The 15,861-nt window shown below is 69.9% G+C and carries 13 protein-coding genes; 4 read left to right on the forward strand and 9 right to left on the reverse strand.

Annotated features, from left to right (window positions below; genetic code table 11):
• Window positions 1-9 precede the first annotated feature (9 nt).
• Together AB0K21_RS17365 and AB0K21_RS17370 are read left to right on the forward strand one after the other, a co-directional pair.
• Window positions 10-777, forward strand: coding sequence for an isoprenyl transferase (locus tag AB0K21_RS17365; RefSeq protein WP_343977706.1), 768 nt, complete (start codon window positions 10-12; stop codon window positions 775-777).
• Window positions 778-1,019: 242 nt separating this feature from the next.
• A complete protein-coding gene (locus AB0K21_RS17370) occupies window positions 1,020-2,342 on the forward strand; it encodes a PhoH family protein (protein WP_343977703.1) in 1,323 nt (440 codons plus the stop codon).
• 139 nt (window positions 2,343-2,481) lie between these two features.
• Here AB0K21_RS17370 and AB0K21_RS17375 read toward each other — a convergent pair whose 3' ends face one another.
• From AB0K21_RS17375 to AB0K21_RS17385, 3 genes are read right to left on the reverse strand one after another with little or no spacing between them, the layout of a single operon-like run.
• Complete coding sequence (locus AB0K21_RS17375; RefSeq protein ID WP_343977700.1) at window positions 2,482-3,030, reverse strand: hypothetical protein; 549 nt, start codon at window positions 3,028-3,030, stop codon at window positions 2,482-2,484.
• Window positions 3,027-4,433: a HAMP domain-containing sensor histidine kinase gene (locus tag AB0K21_RS17380; protein WP_343977697.1), complete on the reverse strand. Its 1,407-nt coding sequence runs from the start codon at window positions 4,431-4,433 to the stop codon at window positions 3,027-3,029. The genes AB0K21_RS17375 and AB0K21_RS17380 overlap by 4 nt, the downstream gene beginning before the upstream one ends.
• The gene (locus tag AB0K21_RS17385) at window positions 4,430-5,104 is read right to left on the reverse strand and encodes a response regulator transcription factor (protein WP_343977694.1); all 675 of its coding nucleotides are present in this window, start codon (window positions 5,102-5,104) and stop codon (window positions 4,430-4,432) included. Before AB0K21_RS17385 ends, AB0K21_RS17380 begins: the two co-directional genes overlap by 4 nt.
• A gap of 300 nt (window positions 5,105-5,404) precedes the next feature.
• On the opposite strand from AB0K21_RS17385, the gene AB0K21_RS17390 reads away from it, so the two are divergent.
• Both AB0K21_RS17390 and AB0K21_RS17395 read left to right on the forward strand, forming a co-directional pair.
• Window positions 5,405-6,133: a transglycosylase SLT domain-containing protein gene (locus tag AB0K21_RS17390; RefSeq protein WP_343977691.1), complete on the forward strand. Its 729-nt coding sequence runs from the start codon at window positions 5,405-5,407 to the stop codon at window positions 6,131-6,133.
• Window positions 6,134-6,193: 60 nt separating this feature from the next.
• The gene (locus tag AB0K21_RS17395; protein ID WP_343977688.1) at window positions 6,194-8,170 is read left to right on the forward strand and encodes a glycosyltransferase family 2 protein; all 1,977 of its coding nucleotides are present in this window, start codon (window positions 6,194-6,196) and stop codon (window positions 8,168-8,170) included.
• 27 nt (window positions 8,171-8,197) lie between these two features.
• Here AB0K21_RS17395 and AB0K21_RS17400 read toward each other — a convergent pair whose 3' ends face one another.
• The 6 genes from AB0K21_RS17400 to AB0K21_RS17425 all read right to left on the reverse strand — a co-directional run bounded on the left by AB0K21_RS17400 (window position 8,198) and on the right by AB0K21_RS17425 (window position 15,816).
• Window positions 8,198-9,547 carry a tannase/feruloyl esterase family alpha/beta hydrolase gene (locus tag AB0K21_RS17400; RefSeq protein ID WP_364150971.1) on the reverse strand — a complete coding sequence of 450 codons (1,350 nt, stop codon included), beginning with the start codon at window positions 9,545-9,547 and terminating at the stop codon, window positions 8,198-8,200.
• A gap of 8 nt (window positions 9,548-9,555) precedes the next feature.
• A complete protein-coding gene (locus AB0K21_RS17405) occupies window positions 9,556-10,578 on the reverse strand; it encodes an alpha/beta hydrolase (protein WP_343977682.1) in 1,023 nt (340 codons plus the stop codon).
• 20 nt (window positions 10,579-10,598) lie between these two features.
• Window positions 10,599-11,918 (reverse strand): MFS transporter, encoded by a 1,320-nt coding sequence (locus AB0K21_RS17410; protein WP_343977679.1) that lies wholly within the window; start codon window positions 11,916-11,918, stop codon window positions 10,599-10,601.
• A 279-nt stretch (window positions 11,919-12,197) separates the two neighbouring features.
• A complete protein-coding gene (locus AB0K21_RS17415) occupies window positions 12,198-14,240 on the reverse strand; it encodes a helix-turn-helix domain-containing protein (protein ID WP_364150976.1) in 2,043 nt (680 codons plus the stop codon).
• A 272-nt stretch (window positions 14,241-14,512) separates the two neighbouring features.
• Complete coding sequence (locus tag AB0K21_RS17420) at window positions 14,513-15,256, reverse strand: 3-hydroxybutyrate dehydrogenase (protein ID WP_343977893.1); 744 nt, start codon at window positions 15,254-15,256, stop codon at window positions 14,513-14,515.
• Window positions 15,257-15,429: 173 nt separating this feature from the next.
• The gene (locus AB0K21_RS17425) at window positions 15,430-15,816 is read right to left on the reverse strand and encodes a tautomerase family protein (protein WP_364150979.1); all 387 of its coding nucleotides are present in this window, start codon (window positions 15,814-15,816) and stop codon (window positions 15,430-15,432) included.
• Between the last annotated feature and the right edge of the window lie 45 nt (window positions 15,817-15,861).

A 15,861-nucleotide genomic window follows, 5' to 3' on the forward strand; every position in this document is an offset into this window, starting at 1 on the left:
GGGGCTCCAATGGGCGTGCGCGATCTCGTCTATCGACTCTACGAGCGCCGGCTCGAAGCGAAGCTGTCCCGTCAGCGGGAGATGTTTCCCCGGCACGTCGGCGTGATCGTTGACGGTAACCGCCGCTGGGCACGCTCGATGGGCATCGACGACGTGAGCCGCGGACATCGCAAGGGCGCGGACAAGATCTCGGAGCTGCTCGGCTGGTGCCGCGAGGCCGGTGTCGAGGTCGTCACCGTGTGGCTGCTCTCCAGCGAGAACATCAACCGTTCCAAGGACGAGCTGGACCCCCTGATGAAGATCATCGAGGATGTGGTCCAGGAACTCGTGGCAGACGGCTGGCACATCAAGCCCATGGGTGCGCTAGATCTTTTGCCGGATCACACGGCCCGTGTGCTTAAAGATGCAAAAGAAGCGACATCACATCGTCCCGGTTTGATTGTGAACGTTGCCGTTGGGTATGGAGGAAGGCGTGAGATCGCTGATGCGGTGCGCTCCCTTCTCCAGGAGCACGCGAGCAAGGGCGCGAGCATCGAGGACCTTGTCGAGGTCCTCGATGTGGAGCACATCGCGAAGCATCTCTACACGCGCGGCCAGCCCGACCCGGATCTGGTCATCCGTACTTCGGGAGAGCAGCGGCTCTCCGGCTTCCTGCTCTGGCAGAGCGCCCACTCCGAGTTCTACTTCTGCGAGGCCTACTGGCCTGACTTCCGCAGGGTCGACTTCTTGCGGGCCCTCCGCTCGTACGCCGCGCGGCACCGTAGGTACGGTTCCTGAAACAGCACATGAACGACCCCTTTCGGTCAGTCTTAAGCAGTTGGAAGTAGGGCATTCAGGACGTACCGTAAGAAGTAGGAGAGCACGACTCACCTACGCCGGAGAGGGCCCGCCTTTGCGTCACGATTCGCTGAGGAGGGCCGGTCACCGGTCCCTGCTCGGCATTCTCGTGAGCGGGTCCGAGGCCGGTCCGCATCCCAGCTCATGGCAGGGCGCCGTCCTTGGCGCCCGGGGGAGAACGCGTGGCAAACCCTTCGTCCTCACCCACGTCGCCGGCAGTCAAGCGGCGCACGTACGTCCTGGACACCTCGGTGCTCCTGGCGGATCCAACGGCGATGAGCCGTTTCGCCGAGCATGAGGTGGTCATCCCGATCGTCGTCATCACCGAGTTGGAGGGCAAACGCCATCATCCAGAGCTCGGATACTTCGCGCGCAAGGCGCTGAGGTACCTCGACGACCTGAGGGTGACGCACGGACGGCTGGACGAGCCCATGCCGATCGGCGAGGGCACCATCCGGGTCGAGCTCAACCACAGTGACCCGTCCATCCTGCCCGTCGGGTTCCGGCTCGGCGACAACGACACCCGCATCCTGACCGTGGCCCGCACCCTCGCCGCCGAGGGACACGACGTGGTACTGGTCTCCAAGGACCTGCCGATGCGGGTGAAGGCCGCCTCCATCGGTCTCGCCGCGGACGAGTACCGCGCCGAACTCGTGGTCGAGTCCGGCTGGACAGGCATGGCGGAACTCCAGGTGACCTCCGAAGACGTGGAGGTGCTCTTCGAGCACGGCACCGCCGACCTGGAGGAGGCTCGCGACCTGCCCACCCACACCGGTCTGCGGCTGCTGTCGAGCAGAGGGTCGGCACTGGGCAGGGTGCTGCCCGACAAGTCGGTGCGGCTGGTGCGCGGCGACCGCGAGGTGTTCGGCCTGCACGGCCGCTCCGCCGAACAGCGGATCGCGCTCGACCTGCTGATGGACCCCGAGGTCGGCATCGTCTCGATGGGCGGCCGGGCGGGCACCGGAAAGTCCGCGCTCGCCCTCTGCGCGGGCCTGGAGGCGGTACTGGAGCGCCGCCAGCACCGCAAGGTCATCGTCTTCCGCCCGCTGTACGCCGTGGGCGGCCAGGAGCTGGGCTACCTGCCGGGTTCCGAGAACGAGAAGATGAGCCCGTGGGCACAGGCCGTCTACGACACCCTGGGCGCGGTCACCACGCCCGAGGTGATCGAGGAGGTGATGGACCGGGGCATGCTGGAGGTGCTCCCGCTCACCCACATCCGCGGCCGTTCCCTGCACGACGCCTTCGTCATCGTGGACGAGGCGCAGTCGCTGGAGCGCGGGGTGCTGCTCACCGTGCTGAGCCGGATCGGCGCCAACTCCCGGGTCGTCCTCACCCATGACATCGCCCAGCGCGACAACCTGCGGGTGGGCCGGCACGACGGCGTCGTGGCGGTGGTGGAGAAGCTCAAGGGGCACCCGCTGTTCGCGCACGTCACGCTGACCCGCTCGGAGCGCTCGCCGATCGCGGCGCTGGTCACCGAGATGCTGGAGGACATCACGATGTGACGGGTGTCCTGGACCTCCAGGCATGATCGCGCGAAGCGCGGTCGCGGATGCCTCAAGGCATCCGCGACCGCGCTTCGCGCGTCGTTCGCGGGTCGGCGGACGCCGGCCGTGGACCACGGCACCGGGCGTCAGGGAGCGCTCACGGCGGCAGTCGTACGCCGGGGGCCGCGAGTTTGCGGAACTCGAAGCAGGTGTGCTCGCCCATCGACTCCGGGACTCCGGGGAAGAGCCGGGTGATCTCGACGCTCCAGATGCTCTCCTGCTTGTTCTGCCGGATGGTGCAGGTGATCTGGGCGAGGCCCTCCTTGGAGATCTTGCCCTCGCCCGTGATGATCACATTCAACCGGTAGCCCAGGCTGTCGTCCGGATCGTTGCGCTGATCGGTGTTGTCGGAGTATCGGGTGGTCTTGGTGTCGTAGTGGCTGAAGTTGTTGAGCGCGCTGGTCAGCCCCCGTTTCGGCGGCTGCTTGCCCGCCCGGAAGAGGGTGTCGATGATGTTCTTGGCCGAGTCGGAGACCACCGGGATCCTGGCCGGTTCAAGCCGTCCGTCACGGAGCAGATAGACGGTCACCCAGGTCGGGCTGTAGCTGATCACCGGCGGGCGGCCGTAGTCCTGGACCTCGGTGGGAGAGATGCCGCATCCACACAGGACCGCGAGGGCGACGAGCAGACAGGTGAGGCGTCTCATGCCGGGGGCAGCCAGACGGTGAAGAGGGTTCCCGGCCGCTGCGCGCGGACCGAGATCGTGCCGCCGTGCAACTGGGCGTTGGCCCGCGCGATGGACAGGCCGAGTCCGCTGCCGTCGCCCCGGGCGCCCGCCTTGTAGAAGCGGTTGAACACAAACGGCAGATCCTTGGCCGGGATGCCCTTGCCGTGGTCGCGCACCTTCACCTCCAGGCCGTTCGGGGTGCTGCGGGCGGTCACCATCACGGGGGGCTCCCCGTGGCGTAGGGCGTTGCCCACCAGGTTGGCCACGATGACGTCGAATCGCCTGGGGTCGACGGAGAAGACCAGTCCCTGGGGCACGTTCACCCGCACCTGGTCCGACCAGCCGCGCATCTCCAGGCAGTCCCAGATCACGTCGACGATGTTCACCGTGTCCACGTTCAGCGTCGCGGTGCCCGAGTCGAACCGGCTCGCCTCGATGAGCTGCTCCACCAGGGTCCGCAGCCGCGCGATCTCCCGCAGCACCAGCTGCACGGCGGCCGCGGGTTCGGGGGGCAGCCGCTCGGCCTCCTCGGAGAGCATGTCGGTGACCGCGGTCATCGCGGTCAGCGGGGTCCTGAGCTCGTGGGAGACGTCGGCGACGAAGCGGCGGGACATCGCCTCCAGCGAGCGGAGCTCGGAGACGCTCCGCTCCAGGGCGGCGGCGGTGTCGTTGAACGTGGCGGTGAGTTCGGCGAGCTCGTCCTTACCGTGTACGGGCAGGCGGGTGTCCAGGTGACCGGCGCCGAGCGCGCGGGCCGCGGAGCCGAGCCGCCTTACCGGCAGCAGGAGCTGCCGGGCCGACAGCAGTCCCAGGGCCAGCGCGATGATCAGCATGGCGACGCTGGCGACGGCCAGCGGCTGCCGCAGGCCGCTGAGAAGACGCTCCTCCTCGATGAGGGGGGCGAACACGTAGACGGTCATCCCGGTGGGCTGGGCGGTGTGGATGGGCTCGATCCGCCACACGGGGGTGCCGATGAGCAGCCACATGTCGCCGTTGATGATCTGCCGCTTGGCGACCATCCGCTGGGTGGCCCTGGCGGCGAGGTCGCCGGGGACGTCCCTGATGCCGAATTCGCCGTCGGGGTAGAGGTAGTCCTCGTAGCGGACCACCACCCTGCCGCCCTGCGGGCGCAGGCTCTTCTGCAGCGCGCTGATCTCGTCGTCGGTCGGCGGGCTGTCCCCGGGCCAGAGCGCGCCGATGGGCACTCTGATGCCCTCCAGGATGTCGCGCACGTCGCTCACGGCGACCTGCTCGGCGCGTCCGATCATGCGGATCTTGACGAACTCGTAGCCGATCCCGGCGACCAGCGAGGAGGCGGTGACGGCGATCAGGGTGAAGGTGATCACCAGACGGCCACGCAGGCCGGTGTGGGTGCGTTTCACGGTGGGCTGAACCGGTAGCCGAATCCCCGTACCGTGTGGATGAACTCGGGCTCGGCGGGAACCGCCTCTATCTTGGCGCGAACCCGCTGGACGCAGGCGTCGACCAGCCGGGAGTCCGCGACGTGCGTGTGGTCCCAGACGGCCCGCAGCAGGTACCTGCGGTTGAGCACCTGGCCGGGATGGCGGACGAGTTCGAGCAGGAGCCGCAGTTCGGTGGGGGTGAGGTGGACCTCGCGGCCGCTCAGCGACACCTTGAGCGCGCCCCTGTCGATGACCAGGTCGCCGAAGGTGATGCGGTCGGAGGCGACCGACTCCATCCGGCGCAGGACGGCGCGGATGCGGGCGTCCAGTACCCGAGGCTCGACCGGCTTGACCACGTAGTCGTCGGCCCCGGCCTCCAGTCCCACGACCACGTCGAGGTCGTCGCCCCTGGCGGTGAGCAGGATCACCGGCAGCTGGTCCAGCCTGCGGATGCGGCGGCACACCTCGACGCCGTCGATGCCGGGCAGCATGACGTCCAGGATGGCGATCTCGGGGCGGCGGGACCTGATGTGCTCAAGCGCCTCCTCACCGCTGGCGCATGCGGTGACGGAATGGCCCTGCCGGGTGAGCGCCAGCTCCAGCCCGGTCCTGACCGAGGGGTCGTCTTCGACGAGGAGGATGCCTGCCACCGGGTAATCATTCTCTCAAGGCTTGGATGGATCTGCCAGGTCATGAACCCCGACATAGGGCAAACAGTACCTGAACAAGGCAGTCAAGCCGTGATTCGGGCGCTCCTGTGATCACATAGAGAGGCGAAGGGGCACCGTAGGGTAAAATGTGAGCAAAATCACTCCCATCTTTTCCTTGCCGGGAAAGCGCTCTGGCCTGGTGATTAGCTCAGGAGAGGCCCGGTGGATCTCGTACGGTGCCGACCAACTCTTACGTTCCGGTTGCGGACCACCCCCCTCCGCACGGCAAGCTCATAGGTCGTGAGTCCAGGATCACAGCAACTGAAGGACCGCTCGGCGGCGCCCCGTGCCCGTCGTTCCAATCGCAGAACGGCCAAGACGAAGACGCCGGGCCGTCTGACCCCCAAGCGCGTCCTGATCCTGGGCACCGCGGTCGTGATCCTGGTGGGTGGCGGAGCCTTCACCGCCTACACCGCGGTGCAGAACGCCTCGGCGCCGCCCACGCAGCCGCTCACCCTGGAAGAGATGGCGCAGGTGCTCGGCTCCGACCCGTTCGGCTCCGACCTGGAGTCCGACATGCTGAAGGCCCAGGCGGCCCAGGCGCTCAAGGCCGACAAGATCGCCGCCGAGCGGGAGAACCGCAAGGTGCTCAGCCCGGTCAAGATCGTTGACGAGGCGCCGGGCGGTGGCGGGTTCAACCCGCAGCGGCTCCCCCCGGGCACCGCCAACCCGACCGGCAACAGGGCACTGGGCAAGCAGATGCTGGAGTCCCGGGGCTGGGCCGACCAGTGGGGTTGCCTGGAGAAGCTCTGGATGAAGGAGAGCGGCTGGAACGAGCGCGCCATGAACACCTCCAGCGGCGCCTACGGCATCCCCCAGTCCCTCCCCGGCCACAAGATGGCCAGCTCGGGAAGCGACTGGCAGACCAACCCGGCCACCCAGATCGAGTGGGGGCTCACCTACATCAAGGGCCGCTACGGCACGCCCTGCGGGGCCTGGGCCCATTCCCAGGCCAAAGGCTGGTACTGAGAGACCAGGACTCGGCAAGTCTGACCGTCTCCCGGCCCCGGGCATCGCACCCTTGGCCGCATGGATGTGAAGGTCAGCGTGGTAGTGCCGGTGCACAACCCCGGTGATGGCGCCGACGCCTGTATCCGGTCGGTGCTGGAACAGTCGATGGCCTCCGACGACTACGAGGTGATCTTCGCCGACGACGGCTCCGACGACGGGATCCAGCAGCGCCTCGACGCCGTGGCCGCGGTGCGGTCGAACGTCAAGGTGCTCCACCTTGAGCGGACCGGCTCGCCGATGCGCGGCCGCAATGTCGCCCTCATGGTGGCCAGGGGCGAGTACGTCTACATGCTCGGCCAGACCGACCGCCTGGAACGGACGGCCCTGGAGCTGATGTACCGGCGTGCCGTGGAGACCGAGGCCGACATCCTCATCGGGCGGCTGGTCGACGACCGGAAGCCGCCCTCCCCGGTCTTCGACGTCAACCGTGAGCGCGCCGACGTGGTCAAGGACCGGCTGCTCACGCTGCTCACCCCGCACAAGCTGTTCCGCAGGGCCTTTCTCGACGACGAGGCGCTGAACTTCTCCGACCCCGGCGGGCGCCTGGCCGAACAGGCCTTCGTCGTCCGCGCCTACCTGCGGGCCAAGGTCGTCGTGGTCATGGCCGACCAGGTCTGCTGTCACGTCGCCGAGCGGCCCGAGCCGCAGGAGGACCCGTACGTCTGGGCCGCCGAGCTGCGCGAGCTGCTCGACATCATCGACGACGAGGTCCCCGAGGGCCGCAGACGCGACCGGATGTACGCCCAGTGGTTCCGTACCGCGGTGCTGCGGCGGCTCGGCGGGGGTGCGTTCGCCACCTCCTCCCTGGGCCGGGCGGCCACCTTCACGACCCTGCGCGAGCTGGTGGTCCAGCGCTTCCCCCCGCGCCTCGACCTGCTGCTGCCGGTGCAGTTGCGGGCTCGCGCCGCGCTGCTGCGGGCGGGCAGGCTCGACCAGCTCGTCATGCTGGCCGGAGCCAGCCAGGGCATCCACCTCCAGGCCGACCTGACGGACGTCGTCTGGGACGACGGCGTGCTCACCATGGGGCTGACCGTGGAGATCATGCAGTCCGACGGCACCCCGATGCGCTTCATCCCCTACGGGGAGGACGGCCTGCTCTGGGAGCCTCCGGTGCCCCTGGACGGGCTCCGCCTCCCCCCCGAGATGGCCGACGTCAGCCAGGCCGCGGCCAGGGCGCGGTTCGAGGTGTACATCAGACACGAGGAGACCGGGGTCGTCTACTTCCTGCCGGTGGAGTGCTCGATGATCCGCTGCCGGCACCGCAACGGGGTCAGGCTCCAGGTCACCGGCACGGCCCGGCTGGACGTCGACTCGGCGGCCGTGGACGGCCCGCTGCCGCCGGGGCTCTGGGAGATCCACGTACGCATGTACGGGGGGGCTCAGCAGGCCCGTACCCGGGTGACCGGGTCCCCGTTGAACTGCACCGGGGTGGTCGCCGACTACTCCAAGCGGCTGGTCGTCCCCTGGTGGTCGGACCGGGGGGAGCTGGGGATCTGCGTGGAGCCCCGCTCGTTCTCCGAGTCGATCGTCCTGGTCTCGCCGGGTACGACGGTCATCAGGCAGCGCAAGTACGTCTTCGTGGTCGTGCCCGTGCCGTACGTGCCGCCGAGCGGGGGGCCGCCCGTGGAACTGGTGCTCCGCCAGACCACCGGCAGGGAACGCGAGGTCGCCGCGCCCGCCCTGGTCGAGCCGGGTGTCCCCGGGCAGCTCGCCGGGAGGCTGATCGCCAAGATTCCGACCCGGCTGGCGTACCGGGAGGGGTTCCTCGCGCCGGGCGCCTGGGCGCCCTTCCTACGGGTGGACGGCAAGGAGACCGGGCTCCGCTTCAAGATGGAGATGAACCGCGGCGGGCGGGTGGAGATCCTCAAGTCCGCCGCGGCCCGGCCCCCCGAGCCCTGGTACCCGCTGCTGAAACGCCTCGCGCTGCGGATACCGGGGGTCAGGAACGCGGTCCGGGTCACCAAGACGGTGCAGCGCCGCTACATGCTCAGCTGAGACGGTGACCCGTACCGCACGGCCACGTCAGGCGCCGAGCCGGCACTCGTTGGGCAGGTCACCGCCGGAGGGCCTCGGCAGGGTCGCGCTCGGCGGCGGGTTCTGCCCGCGCTCCACCCAGCCCTCCATGGCCTCGAACGCGCTGCGGAAGCACGGCAGCAGCGGGCGAAGCCTGTCGGGGTAGGCGGCGTAGAGGCTGTCCACATGGGTTCCGTCGGTGATCCGGTAGTACCGGAACGGCCGGTGCCCGCCGACCATCTCCGCGTAGACGTCACCGGAGCGGGAGATCGGCAGCAGCGTGTCCAGCGTGCCGTGGATCGTGATCAGCGGCTTGCCGATCCGGCCGGTGAGCCCGATCTTCCGCACCGCCGCGTACGGCTTGCGCGCGTCGTAGTCGTAGTCGGCGTCGCAGGCGGGGGTGCCCGAGGCGCAGAACGGGGTGCCCGCCTCGGTGTCGCCGTCGAAGGCGGGGTCGAGCTCCTCACGGTAGACGCGCTGGGTCAGGTCCCAGTAGTACTGGTAGTGGAAGGGCCACAGGAACTCCGACCCGCGTGCGAACCCGGCGTCGTACATCGCCTGGGTGTCGCCCGCCGGGTAGGCCCGCAGCGCCGGAGGCAGGTAGTTGAGCAGGTTGTCGCCCTTGACCCGCCAGAGCGTGCCCTCCCAGTCGATCCCGCCGTCGTAGAGCCAGGCCCGGTTCTCCAGCTGCCAGCGGACCAGGTATCCGCCGTTGGAGATGCCCGCCGCGTAGGTCCGCTTCGGAAGCCTGCCGTAGCGCTGCGCGACGACGGCCTTGGCCGCGACCGCGACCTGCGTGACCCGGTCGTTCCACTCCGCGACCGCGTCGCCGGGCCTGCGGCCGTCCTGGTGGAAGGTGACGCCGACGTTGCCCTTGTCCGTCACGGCGTAGGCGTAGCCCCTGGCCAGTGCCCAGTCGGAGATGGTGAAGTCGTTCGCGTACTGCTCCCTGTTGCCGGGGGTGCCCGCGACCACCAGCCCGCCGTTCCAGTCGTCGGGCAGCCGGAGCACGAACTGCGAGTCGTGGTTCCAGCCGTGCGTCGTGTTGGAGGTCGAGGTGTCGGGGAAGTAGCCGTCGACCTGGATGCCGGGCACGCCGGTGGGGTTGACCGCCCCCGCCGGGTGTAGACCCGCCCAGTCGGCCGGGTCGGTGTGCCCGGAGGCGATCGTGCCGGCCGTCGTGAGGTCGTCCAGGCACGCCTTCACCTGGTGCTCGGCCCCCGGCACCAGCACCCGGTCCAACCGGGCGCAGTGCGCGGGAGAGGACCCCGCACTCGCCGCGGGACCGCCCGCCAGCAGGGCCGCGAACAGGGCGACGGCGAGTGCTCCAGCCCAACCGCGACGTGATGGTGCTGCCATGGACACTGTCAGCTCCGCTTCAGATGGTTCATGAGGGCGGTGCGGAACTCTTCGGGGCGCTCGATGTGGGGGCTGTGACCGGTGTCCAGGACGATCTCGGTGTACGGGCCGTACCGTTCCAGGACGGCGCGGGTCTGGGCGACCATCGGCTGCGCCGGGGTGCCGGGGGAGCCGGGGACGACCCCCAGGGCGCCCAGATGGGCCAGGTCGAACAGCGAGGTGTCGGAGACGATCACGTCGGCCTCGCCCCTGATCCACAGGATCGGCGGCTTCGGGTCGATCGTGTGCAGGTCGTCGAGCCGGAAGTTCGGCGGCGAGAAGGAGTTGAGCACGCCCCGCGTGCCGGGACGCACCCCCGGCCACTCCTCCGACGCCACCACGTCGCCCGGGTAGTGGTCGTCGCCGACCCTCGTGGAGAGCATCGACGCGACCAGGGCGTCTTCGTCCTTGATCACGGTGCCGGGCTTCACGTACGTGGTCCGCATCACGTTCCTCGGTGATGCCGGGGAGTCGTCGGAGGTGTCCCCCGCCGCGAGCAGCTTCACGAAGTCCGGGTTCGCCGACCCGCCGCCGGCGCCCGTGCCGTCGGGGTGGTTCAGCGCCCCGTCGAGGCCGTGCGTGCCGCCGAAGCCGTACGGGGAGACCGGGTTGACCAGCGTCACGCTCCGCACGCCGGCCGGCCGGTCCCGCAGCGCCTGCAGCACCACCCCGCCGCCCATGCTCCAGCCGACCAGGTGCACGTCGTCCAGCCCGAGGGCGTCGATGAGGGCGAGCACGTCGTCCGAGTAGTCCCGCAGGCCGCGGGTGGCGTCGACCGGGGCCGGCTCGGTGTCGCCGAAGCCCCGCAGGTCGACGGCGAGCGGCCGGTGGCCCGCCTCCGCCAGGGCGAGCAGCGTGTCCCGCCAGAAGGCGGAGCTCGACACGTTCCCGTGCACGAGCAGCACCGTCTCGCCACTCGCCGTTCCATCGGCGGCGGACAGCACGTTCTGGGTGATGCGGGCGGTGGGTACCCGCCGGTTCTCGATGCGCATCGGATGCCTCTCCATCATGTTCAGCGGGTGGTCGGGGCCTCGTCGCGGGCGCCGAGGGTGACGAGGTCACGTCCCCGGGTCTCACGTGAGACGTACACGGTGATCAGGGTGAGTACGGCGGCTCCGACCACGTACAGCATGACCGGCAGCGACGACTCGTAGGCGCTCAGCAGGGCCACCGCGATCAGCGGGGCCAGGCCGCCCGCGATGATCGAGGCGAGCTGCGAGCCGATCGACACGCCCGAGTAGCGCATCCTGGTGGCGAACAACTCGGAGAAGAACGCCGCCTGCGGGCCGTACATCGCACCGTGCAGGATCAGCCCGACGGTCACCGCCAGGGTGACCGCGGCGAAGTTCTTCGTGTCGATCAGAGGGAAGAAGGCGAAGGCCCACAGGCCCACTCCGGCGGCGCCGAGCAGGTAGACCGGGCGGCGGCCGAGCCGGTCGGAGAGCGCCCCCCACAGCGGGATCGAGACGAAGTGGACGGCCGACCCGATCAGCACCGCGTTGAGCACGACGGGCTTCGTCAGCCCCGCCGACGTCGTCGCGTAGACCAGCACGAACGCGGTGAGGATGTAGTAGGAGACGTTCTCCGCGAAACGGGCGCCGATCGCGGTGATCACGTCCCGCCAGTGGTGCCTGAACACCTCGACGATCGGCATGGACGGGGCGGGCTCGGCGTTGGCGACCGCCTGCTGGAAGACCGGCGACTCGCTGATGGACAGCCGGATCCACATGCCGACCAGTACCAGCACGCCGGAGAGCAGGAACGGCACCCGCCATCCCCAGCTCAGGAAGGTCTCGTCCGTCTGGATCGCGGCCAGCGCCGCCAGCACGGCGGTGGCCAGCAGGTTGCCGCCGGGGGCGCCCGCCTGCGGCCAGGAGGCCCAGAAGCCGCGGCGCTCCGCGTCGCCGTGCTCGGAGACGATGAGCACCGCGCCTCCCCACTCGCCCCCGAGGGCGAAGCCCTGGACGAGCCGGAGCAGGGTCAGCAGCAGCGGCGCCACCATGCCGATCGCGGCGTGGGTCGGCAGGCAGCCGATCAGGAAGGTGGCCCCGCCCATCAGCAGCAGGCTGAACACCAGCAGCTTCTTGCGGCCGACCCGGTCGCCGTAGTGCCCGAAGACCAGCGCGCCCAGCGGGCGGGCCACGAAGCCCACCGCGTAGGTCAGGAACGCCAGCAGGGTGCCGGTCAGCGGCTCCGACTCGGGGAAGAAGAGTTTCGGGAAGACCAGGGCGGCGGCGGAACCGTAAAGGAAGAAGTCGTACCACTCGATCGTGGTGCCGATGAGGCTGGCACCGACGATCTTTCCGATGGGGCTTCGGGTTTTCTCTGCCATCTCACTCACCAGGGGGAGTCGCTGTTGGGGGGATTCCGGCTACCGTACGTAGTGACCGGCGTCACTCCTATGGGGATGACAGCCATAGCCGACAAGCGTCCTATGTGGGTGTTCGGAGCCGCCGCGCGGTACACCCGGGACGGGCCACGACGCCGTACGGGCAGGGCCTGGCGCGGCCGTGGCCGACCATCGGGCCGAGGCCGGGGCCGGGATCGGGCAGGGCGTGACCGGGTGGCCGCCGGCCCGGTTTCGACCGCCGAGGTGGGTGCGGCCGCGGGATCAGCCGCTGAGGCGGTGCAGGCGGAGGGCGAGTTGGATCTCCAGGGCTCGGTCGGGGGCCTGCCAGTCGTCGCCGAGGAGCTGGCCGATCCGATCCAGGCGCTGGGTGACCGTGTTGACATGGATGTGCAGGGCCTCGCTCGTACGCGACAGCGAGCCGCCCACGCCGAAGTACGCGGCGAGCGTCCGCACCAGCGCGGTGCCCTTGCGGGCGTCGTAGTCGATCACCGGGCCGAGCGTCGAGGTGAGGAACGCCCCGATGTCGCGTCCCTCGCCGACCAGCAGTCCGACGAAGCCGAGCTCTCCGGCGTCGGCGCCGTCTCCGGCCCGCCCCAGGGCCACCAGGGCGTCGGCGCAGCGCTGGGCCTCCCGGTGCCCTGCGGCAACCTCCGCGGCGCCGCGTACCGGGCCTCCGGCGCCCGCCGTGGCCGGGTGGCCCAGCGAGGCGCTCAGTTCGGCCGCCACCCGCTTCGCCAGGGGGCCGGGCCGGTCCCCCGGCAGCAGCAGGACCACCTCGTCACCGCGCTGGGCGGCCAGGCCGTGGTGCAGGGCCGCCTGGGAGGACGCCCAGAACGCGGCCCGCTCCCGCCCGCCGCCGTGGCGGACCACGACCACCACGTGGTCGGCGTCCAGGTTCACCCCCACCCGCCGGGCACGGTCGGCCAGGCCGGCGAGGGCGGGCCGCGAGATCAGGTCGTCGAGCAGCTCGCCCCTGACCCGGCCCTCCGCCTCGGCCACCGTACGCCGGAACAGCAGCAGTAGCGCGGTGACCAGCGCGGCCCGCTCCAGGATGCGATGATCGGCGTCCGACATCCGCACGCCGTTGCGCAACACCAGCGTGCACAGCGGTTCCGTGCTCACCTCCACCGACGCGACCAGCAGGTTCCCCCGCCACACGGTGCGCCCGAGTGCCCTCGACGACCGTGCGGCGTCCGCGATCACATCCGCCGCCTTCCGCGGCGGCTGTCCGGCGCCCTCCTTGCGCCCGGCGCCGGACCTCCTGGCCGGCTTCCGCGCCGACCTCTGTGCGGATCTCTGCTCGGACTCCGCCCGGTCGAGCGTCTCCTCGTCCAGCGTGCCCTCCAGCACGCTCGCGTCCCCGGCGATCGGGCGTCCGGCGTCGTCGAGCACCGTCAGCGAGCCGCCGAGCACCTCCGTCACCACCGCCGCCACGTCCTCGACCCCGCCGCCGCGCAGCACCAGACCGGTCATCCGGTCGTGCGCGAGAGCAGCGCGTTCCACCGCCTGGCTGTGCGCGTTCACCTGCCGGCTGGCCTCGCTGAGCTCCTCCAGCGCGTTCCTGGTCTCCTGCAGCAGCCGGGCGTTGTCGATCGCCACCGCCGCGTGCGCGGCCAGCGAGCCCAGCAACACGACCTCGTCCTGGGTGAAGGGCCGCACGCTCCGGTTGGCCGCGAACAGCACTCCGATCACCCGCGTGCCCAGCTTGAGCGGCACGCCGAGGATGGCGACCAGCCCCTCCTCAAGCACCGCGTCGTCGATGTCGCTCTTGTGCCGGAAGCGCGCGTCGGCGAAGTAGTCGGCGGTCGAGTACGGGGTGGCGGTCTGGGCCACCAGCCCGCCGAGACCCGCGCCCATGGGCAGCCTCAGCGCCCGGAACTTCGCCGAGACCGATCCGTCGGTCACCCGCATCCAGGTGTCGCCCCGCTCGGGGTCGTGCAGCGTCATGTAGGCGGCATCGGTGCCGAGCAGCTGCCTGGCCCGGTGCACGATGGCCTCCAGGACGGCGTCCAGATCCCGCAGTCCCGCGAGGTCGCCGGCGGTGTCGAAGAGCGCGGACAACTCCGCCTCACGCTTCGCCCTGCGCCGCAGCAACGCCCGTACCTTCAACGCGGTGAGCTTGGCCTCCTCCAGCTCGGCCAGTGCCTCCGCGCCGATCCCGGCGCTCCTCGCCGCGAGAACGGGTCCCTCGAACTCGACCGCCGACGCCTCCCTGGCCAGCAGCTCAAGGAAGACGGTATTGAATGCGACGCTGGCGCGTCGCGGTTCGGACGCTCTTGTCTGGCTCCTTCCCTCGTCACTCATCCGCTTCGCTCTGTGTTGTCGGCGACGCTGCGCGTCGCGGTGAGGCCGCTCTTGTCCGGCTCCTTCCCTCGTCACTCATCCGCTTCGCTCCTTCGTTCCTCAGTCCAGTCCCCGGCGCGGCCTCACGGCTGGTCCCTTGGGAGCGGATCATTTGGCCCGTCCCTTATGTCGCGTTCTTGTGCGTTGTTTGCGACGCTAGCGCGTCGAGGTGAGGACGGTCTTACCTGGAACCCTTTTCTTCTCAGCCCGGTTCCGGCACGGTCTCATGGGGGTCAGCGGGCGGTCCAGCCGCCGTCCAGGGGGAGGGAGACGCCGGTTATGGAGGAGGCGTGCGGGCCGCAGAGGTAGGCGACGAGTTCGGCGACCTCCGCGGGTTCGATGAGCCGTTTGATGGCGGCGGGGGCGAGCATGATCTGCTCGACCACCTCGTCCCTGCCGATGCCGTGGGTTCCGGCCTGGGCGCCGATCTGGTTCTCCACCAGGGGGGTGCGGACGTAGGCGGGGCTGACACAGTTGGAGGTGACGCCGTGCGGGGCGCCCTCCAGGGCGATCACCTTGGACAGCCCCTCCAGGGCGTGCTTGGCGGTGACGTACGCGGACTTGTAGGGCGAGGCGCGGAGCCCGTGGACCGAGGAGATGTTGACGATCCGGCCCCAGCCGCGCTCGTACATTCCCGGCAGCGTCTCCCTGGCCAGCAGGAAGGGCGCCTCCACCATCACCTTGAGTATTTTGGAGAACACCTCGGGGGGGAACTTCTCGATCGGGGCGACGTGCTGGAATCCCGCGTTGTTCACCAGGATGTCCGTGCCGGACGGGATCGCCCGGGTGAAGTCCGGTGCCGACAGGTCCGCGACGACGGGTGTTCCCGAGATCTCCGCGGCGACCTTGGCCGCGGCCTCGGCGTCGATGTCGACCACCAGTACGTGTGCTCCGGCCGCGGCCAGCCGGTGCGCGCAGGCGCGCCCGATCCCGCTGCCCGCCCCGGTCACCACGGCTCGCCGACCCGCTAGGTCCATCATGCTGCCGAATCTAGGCAATGACCTGAATCCCAGCCCATGTCGCCCACCCCCACACTCCATTCCCGGTATATGTGGCCTGACTCCGTCTTCCCGCCCGGTTCGGGGAGATGCCGACGGGGGGCGGAGTACGAACCTCCCGGGGCGGCCACCGCCGAGGGGAGGGCGGCGTCTCAGATGGTGACCGGATACATGAGCGTCAGCTCGTCGCCGGGGAGACCGCGGATGCCCCAGTTGACCTTGGGCGACTCCAGGATCACGATCTCCAGGTCCTCGGCGGGGAGATCGAGTGCCTCCCCGGCCCTGGCGAACAGGGTGCGGATCAGCGCGCGCTTGGCCTCGTCCGACCGGCCGCCGAAACAGACGATCTCCACGATGAGGTACCGCTCGCTCCGCTGCGGGCAGACCAGGTCCTCGGCGTCCAGCAGCAGGAAGCGGTGGAACCGCTTGTCCTCGGGGAGTCGCCAGACGTCCACCAGGCAGCCGTGGACGGTGTCGGAGATCTCCTGACGCCGGCCGGACCACACGTCCCGGCGGCCGTAGAACTTGATCTGGGTCATGTTCCGCAGTCTCGCAGGTGACCGGGTGCACGGCGCAGGCCGGGT

Origin of the sequence: Streptosporangium sp. NPDC049248, from assembly GCF_040678965.1 — a bacterium.
Classification (GTDB): domain Bacteria; phylum Actinomycetota; class Actinomycetes; order Streptosporangiales; family Streptosporangiaceae; genus Streptosporangium; species Streptosporangium fukuiense.

What these genes read in the sequence shown, in the direction of transcription:
- AB0K21_RS17420 (WP_343977893.1), bottom strand. Translation starts at nt 15,256, where the DNA reads ATGGACCTAGCGGGTCGGCGAGCCGTGGTGACCGGGGCGGGCAGCGGG.
- AB0K21_RS17400 (WP_364150971.1), bottom strand. Translation starts at nt 9,547, where the DNA reads ATGGCAGCACCATCACGTCGCGGTTGGGCTGGAGCACTCGCCGTCGCC.
- AB0K21_RS17375 (WP_343977700.1), bottom strand. Translation starts at nt 3,030, where the DNA reads ATGAGACGCCTCACCTGTCTGCTCGTCGCCCTCGCGGTCCTGTGTGGA.
- AB0K21_RS17415 (WP_364150976.1), bottom strand. Translation starts at nt 14,240, where the DNA reads ATGAGTGACGAGGGAAGGAGCCAGACAAGAGCGTCCGAACCGCGACGC.
- AB0K21_RS17425 (WP_364150979.1), bottom strand. Translation starts at nt 15,816, where the DNA reads ATGACCCAGATCAAGTTCTACGGCCGCCGGGACGTGTGGTCCGGCCGG.
- AB0K21_RS17405 (WP_343977682.1), bottom strand. Translation starts at nt 10,578, where the DNA reads ATGCGCATCGAGAACCGGCGGGTACCCACCGCCCGCATCACCCAGAAC.
- AB0K21_RS17395 (WP_343977688.1), top strand. Translation starts at nt 6,194, where the DNA reads ATGGATGTGAAGGTCAGCGTGGTAGTGCCGGTGCACAACCCCGGTGAT.
- AB0K21_RS17365 (WP_343977706.1), top strand. Translation starts at nt 10, where the DNA reads ATGGGCGTGCGCGATCTCGTCTATCGACTCTACGAGCGCCGGCTCGAA.
- AB0K21_RS17410 (WP_343977679.1), bottom strand. Translation starts at nt 11,918, where the DNA reads ATGGCAGAGAAAACCCGAAGCCCCATCGGAAAGATCGTCGGTGCCAGC.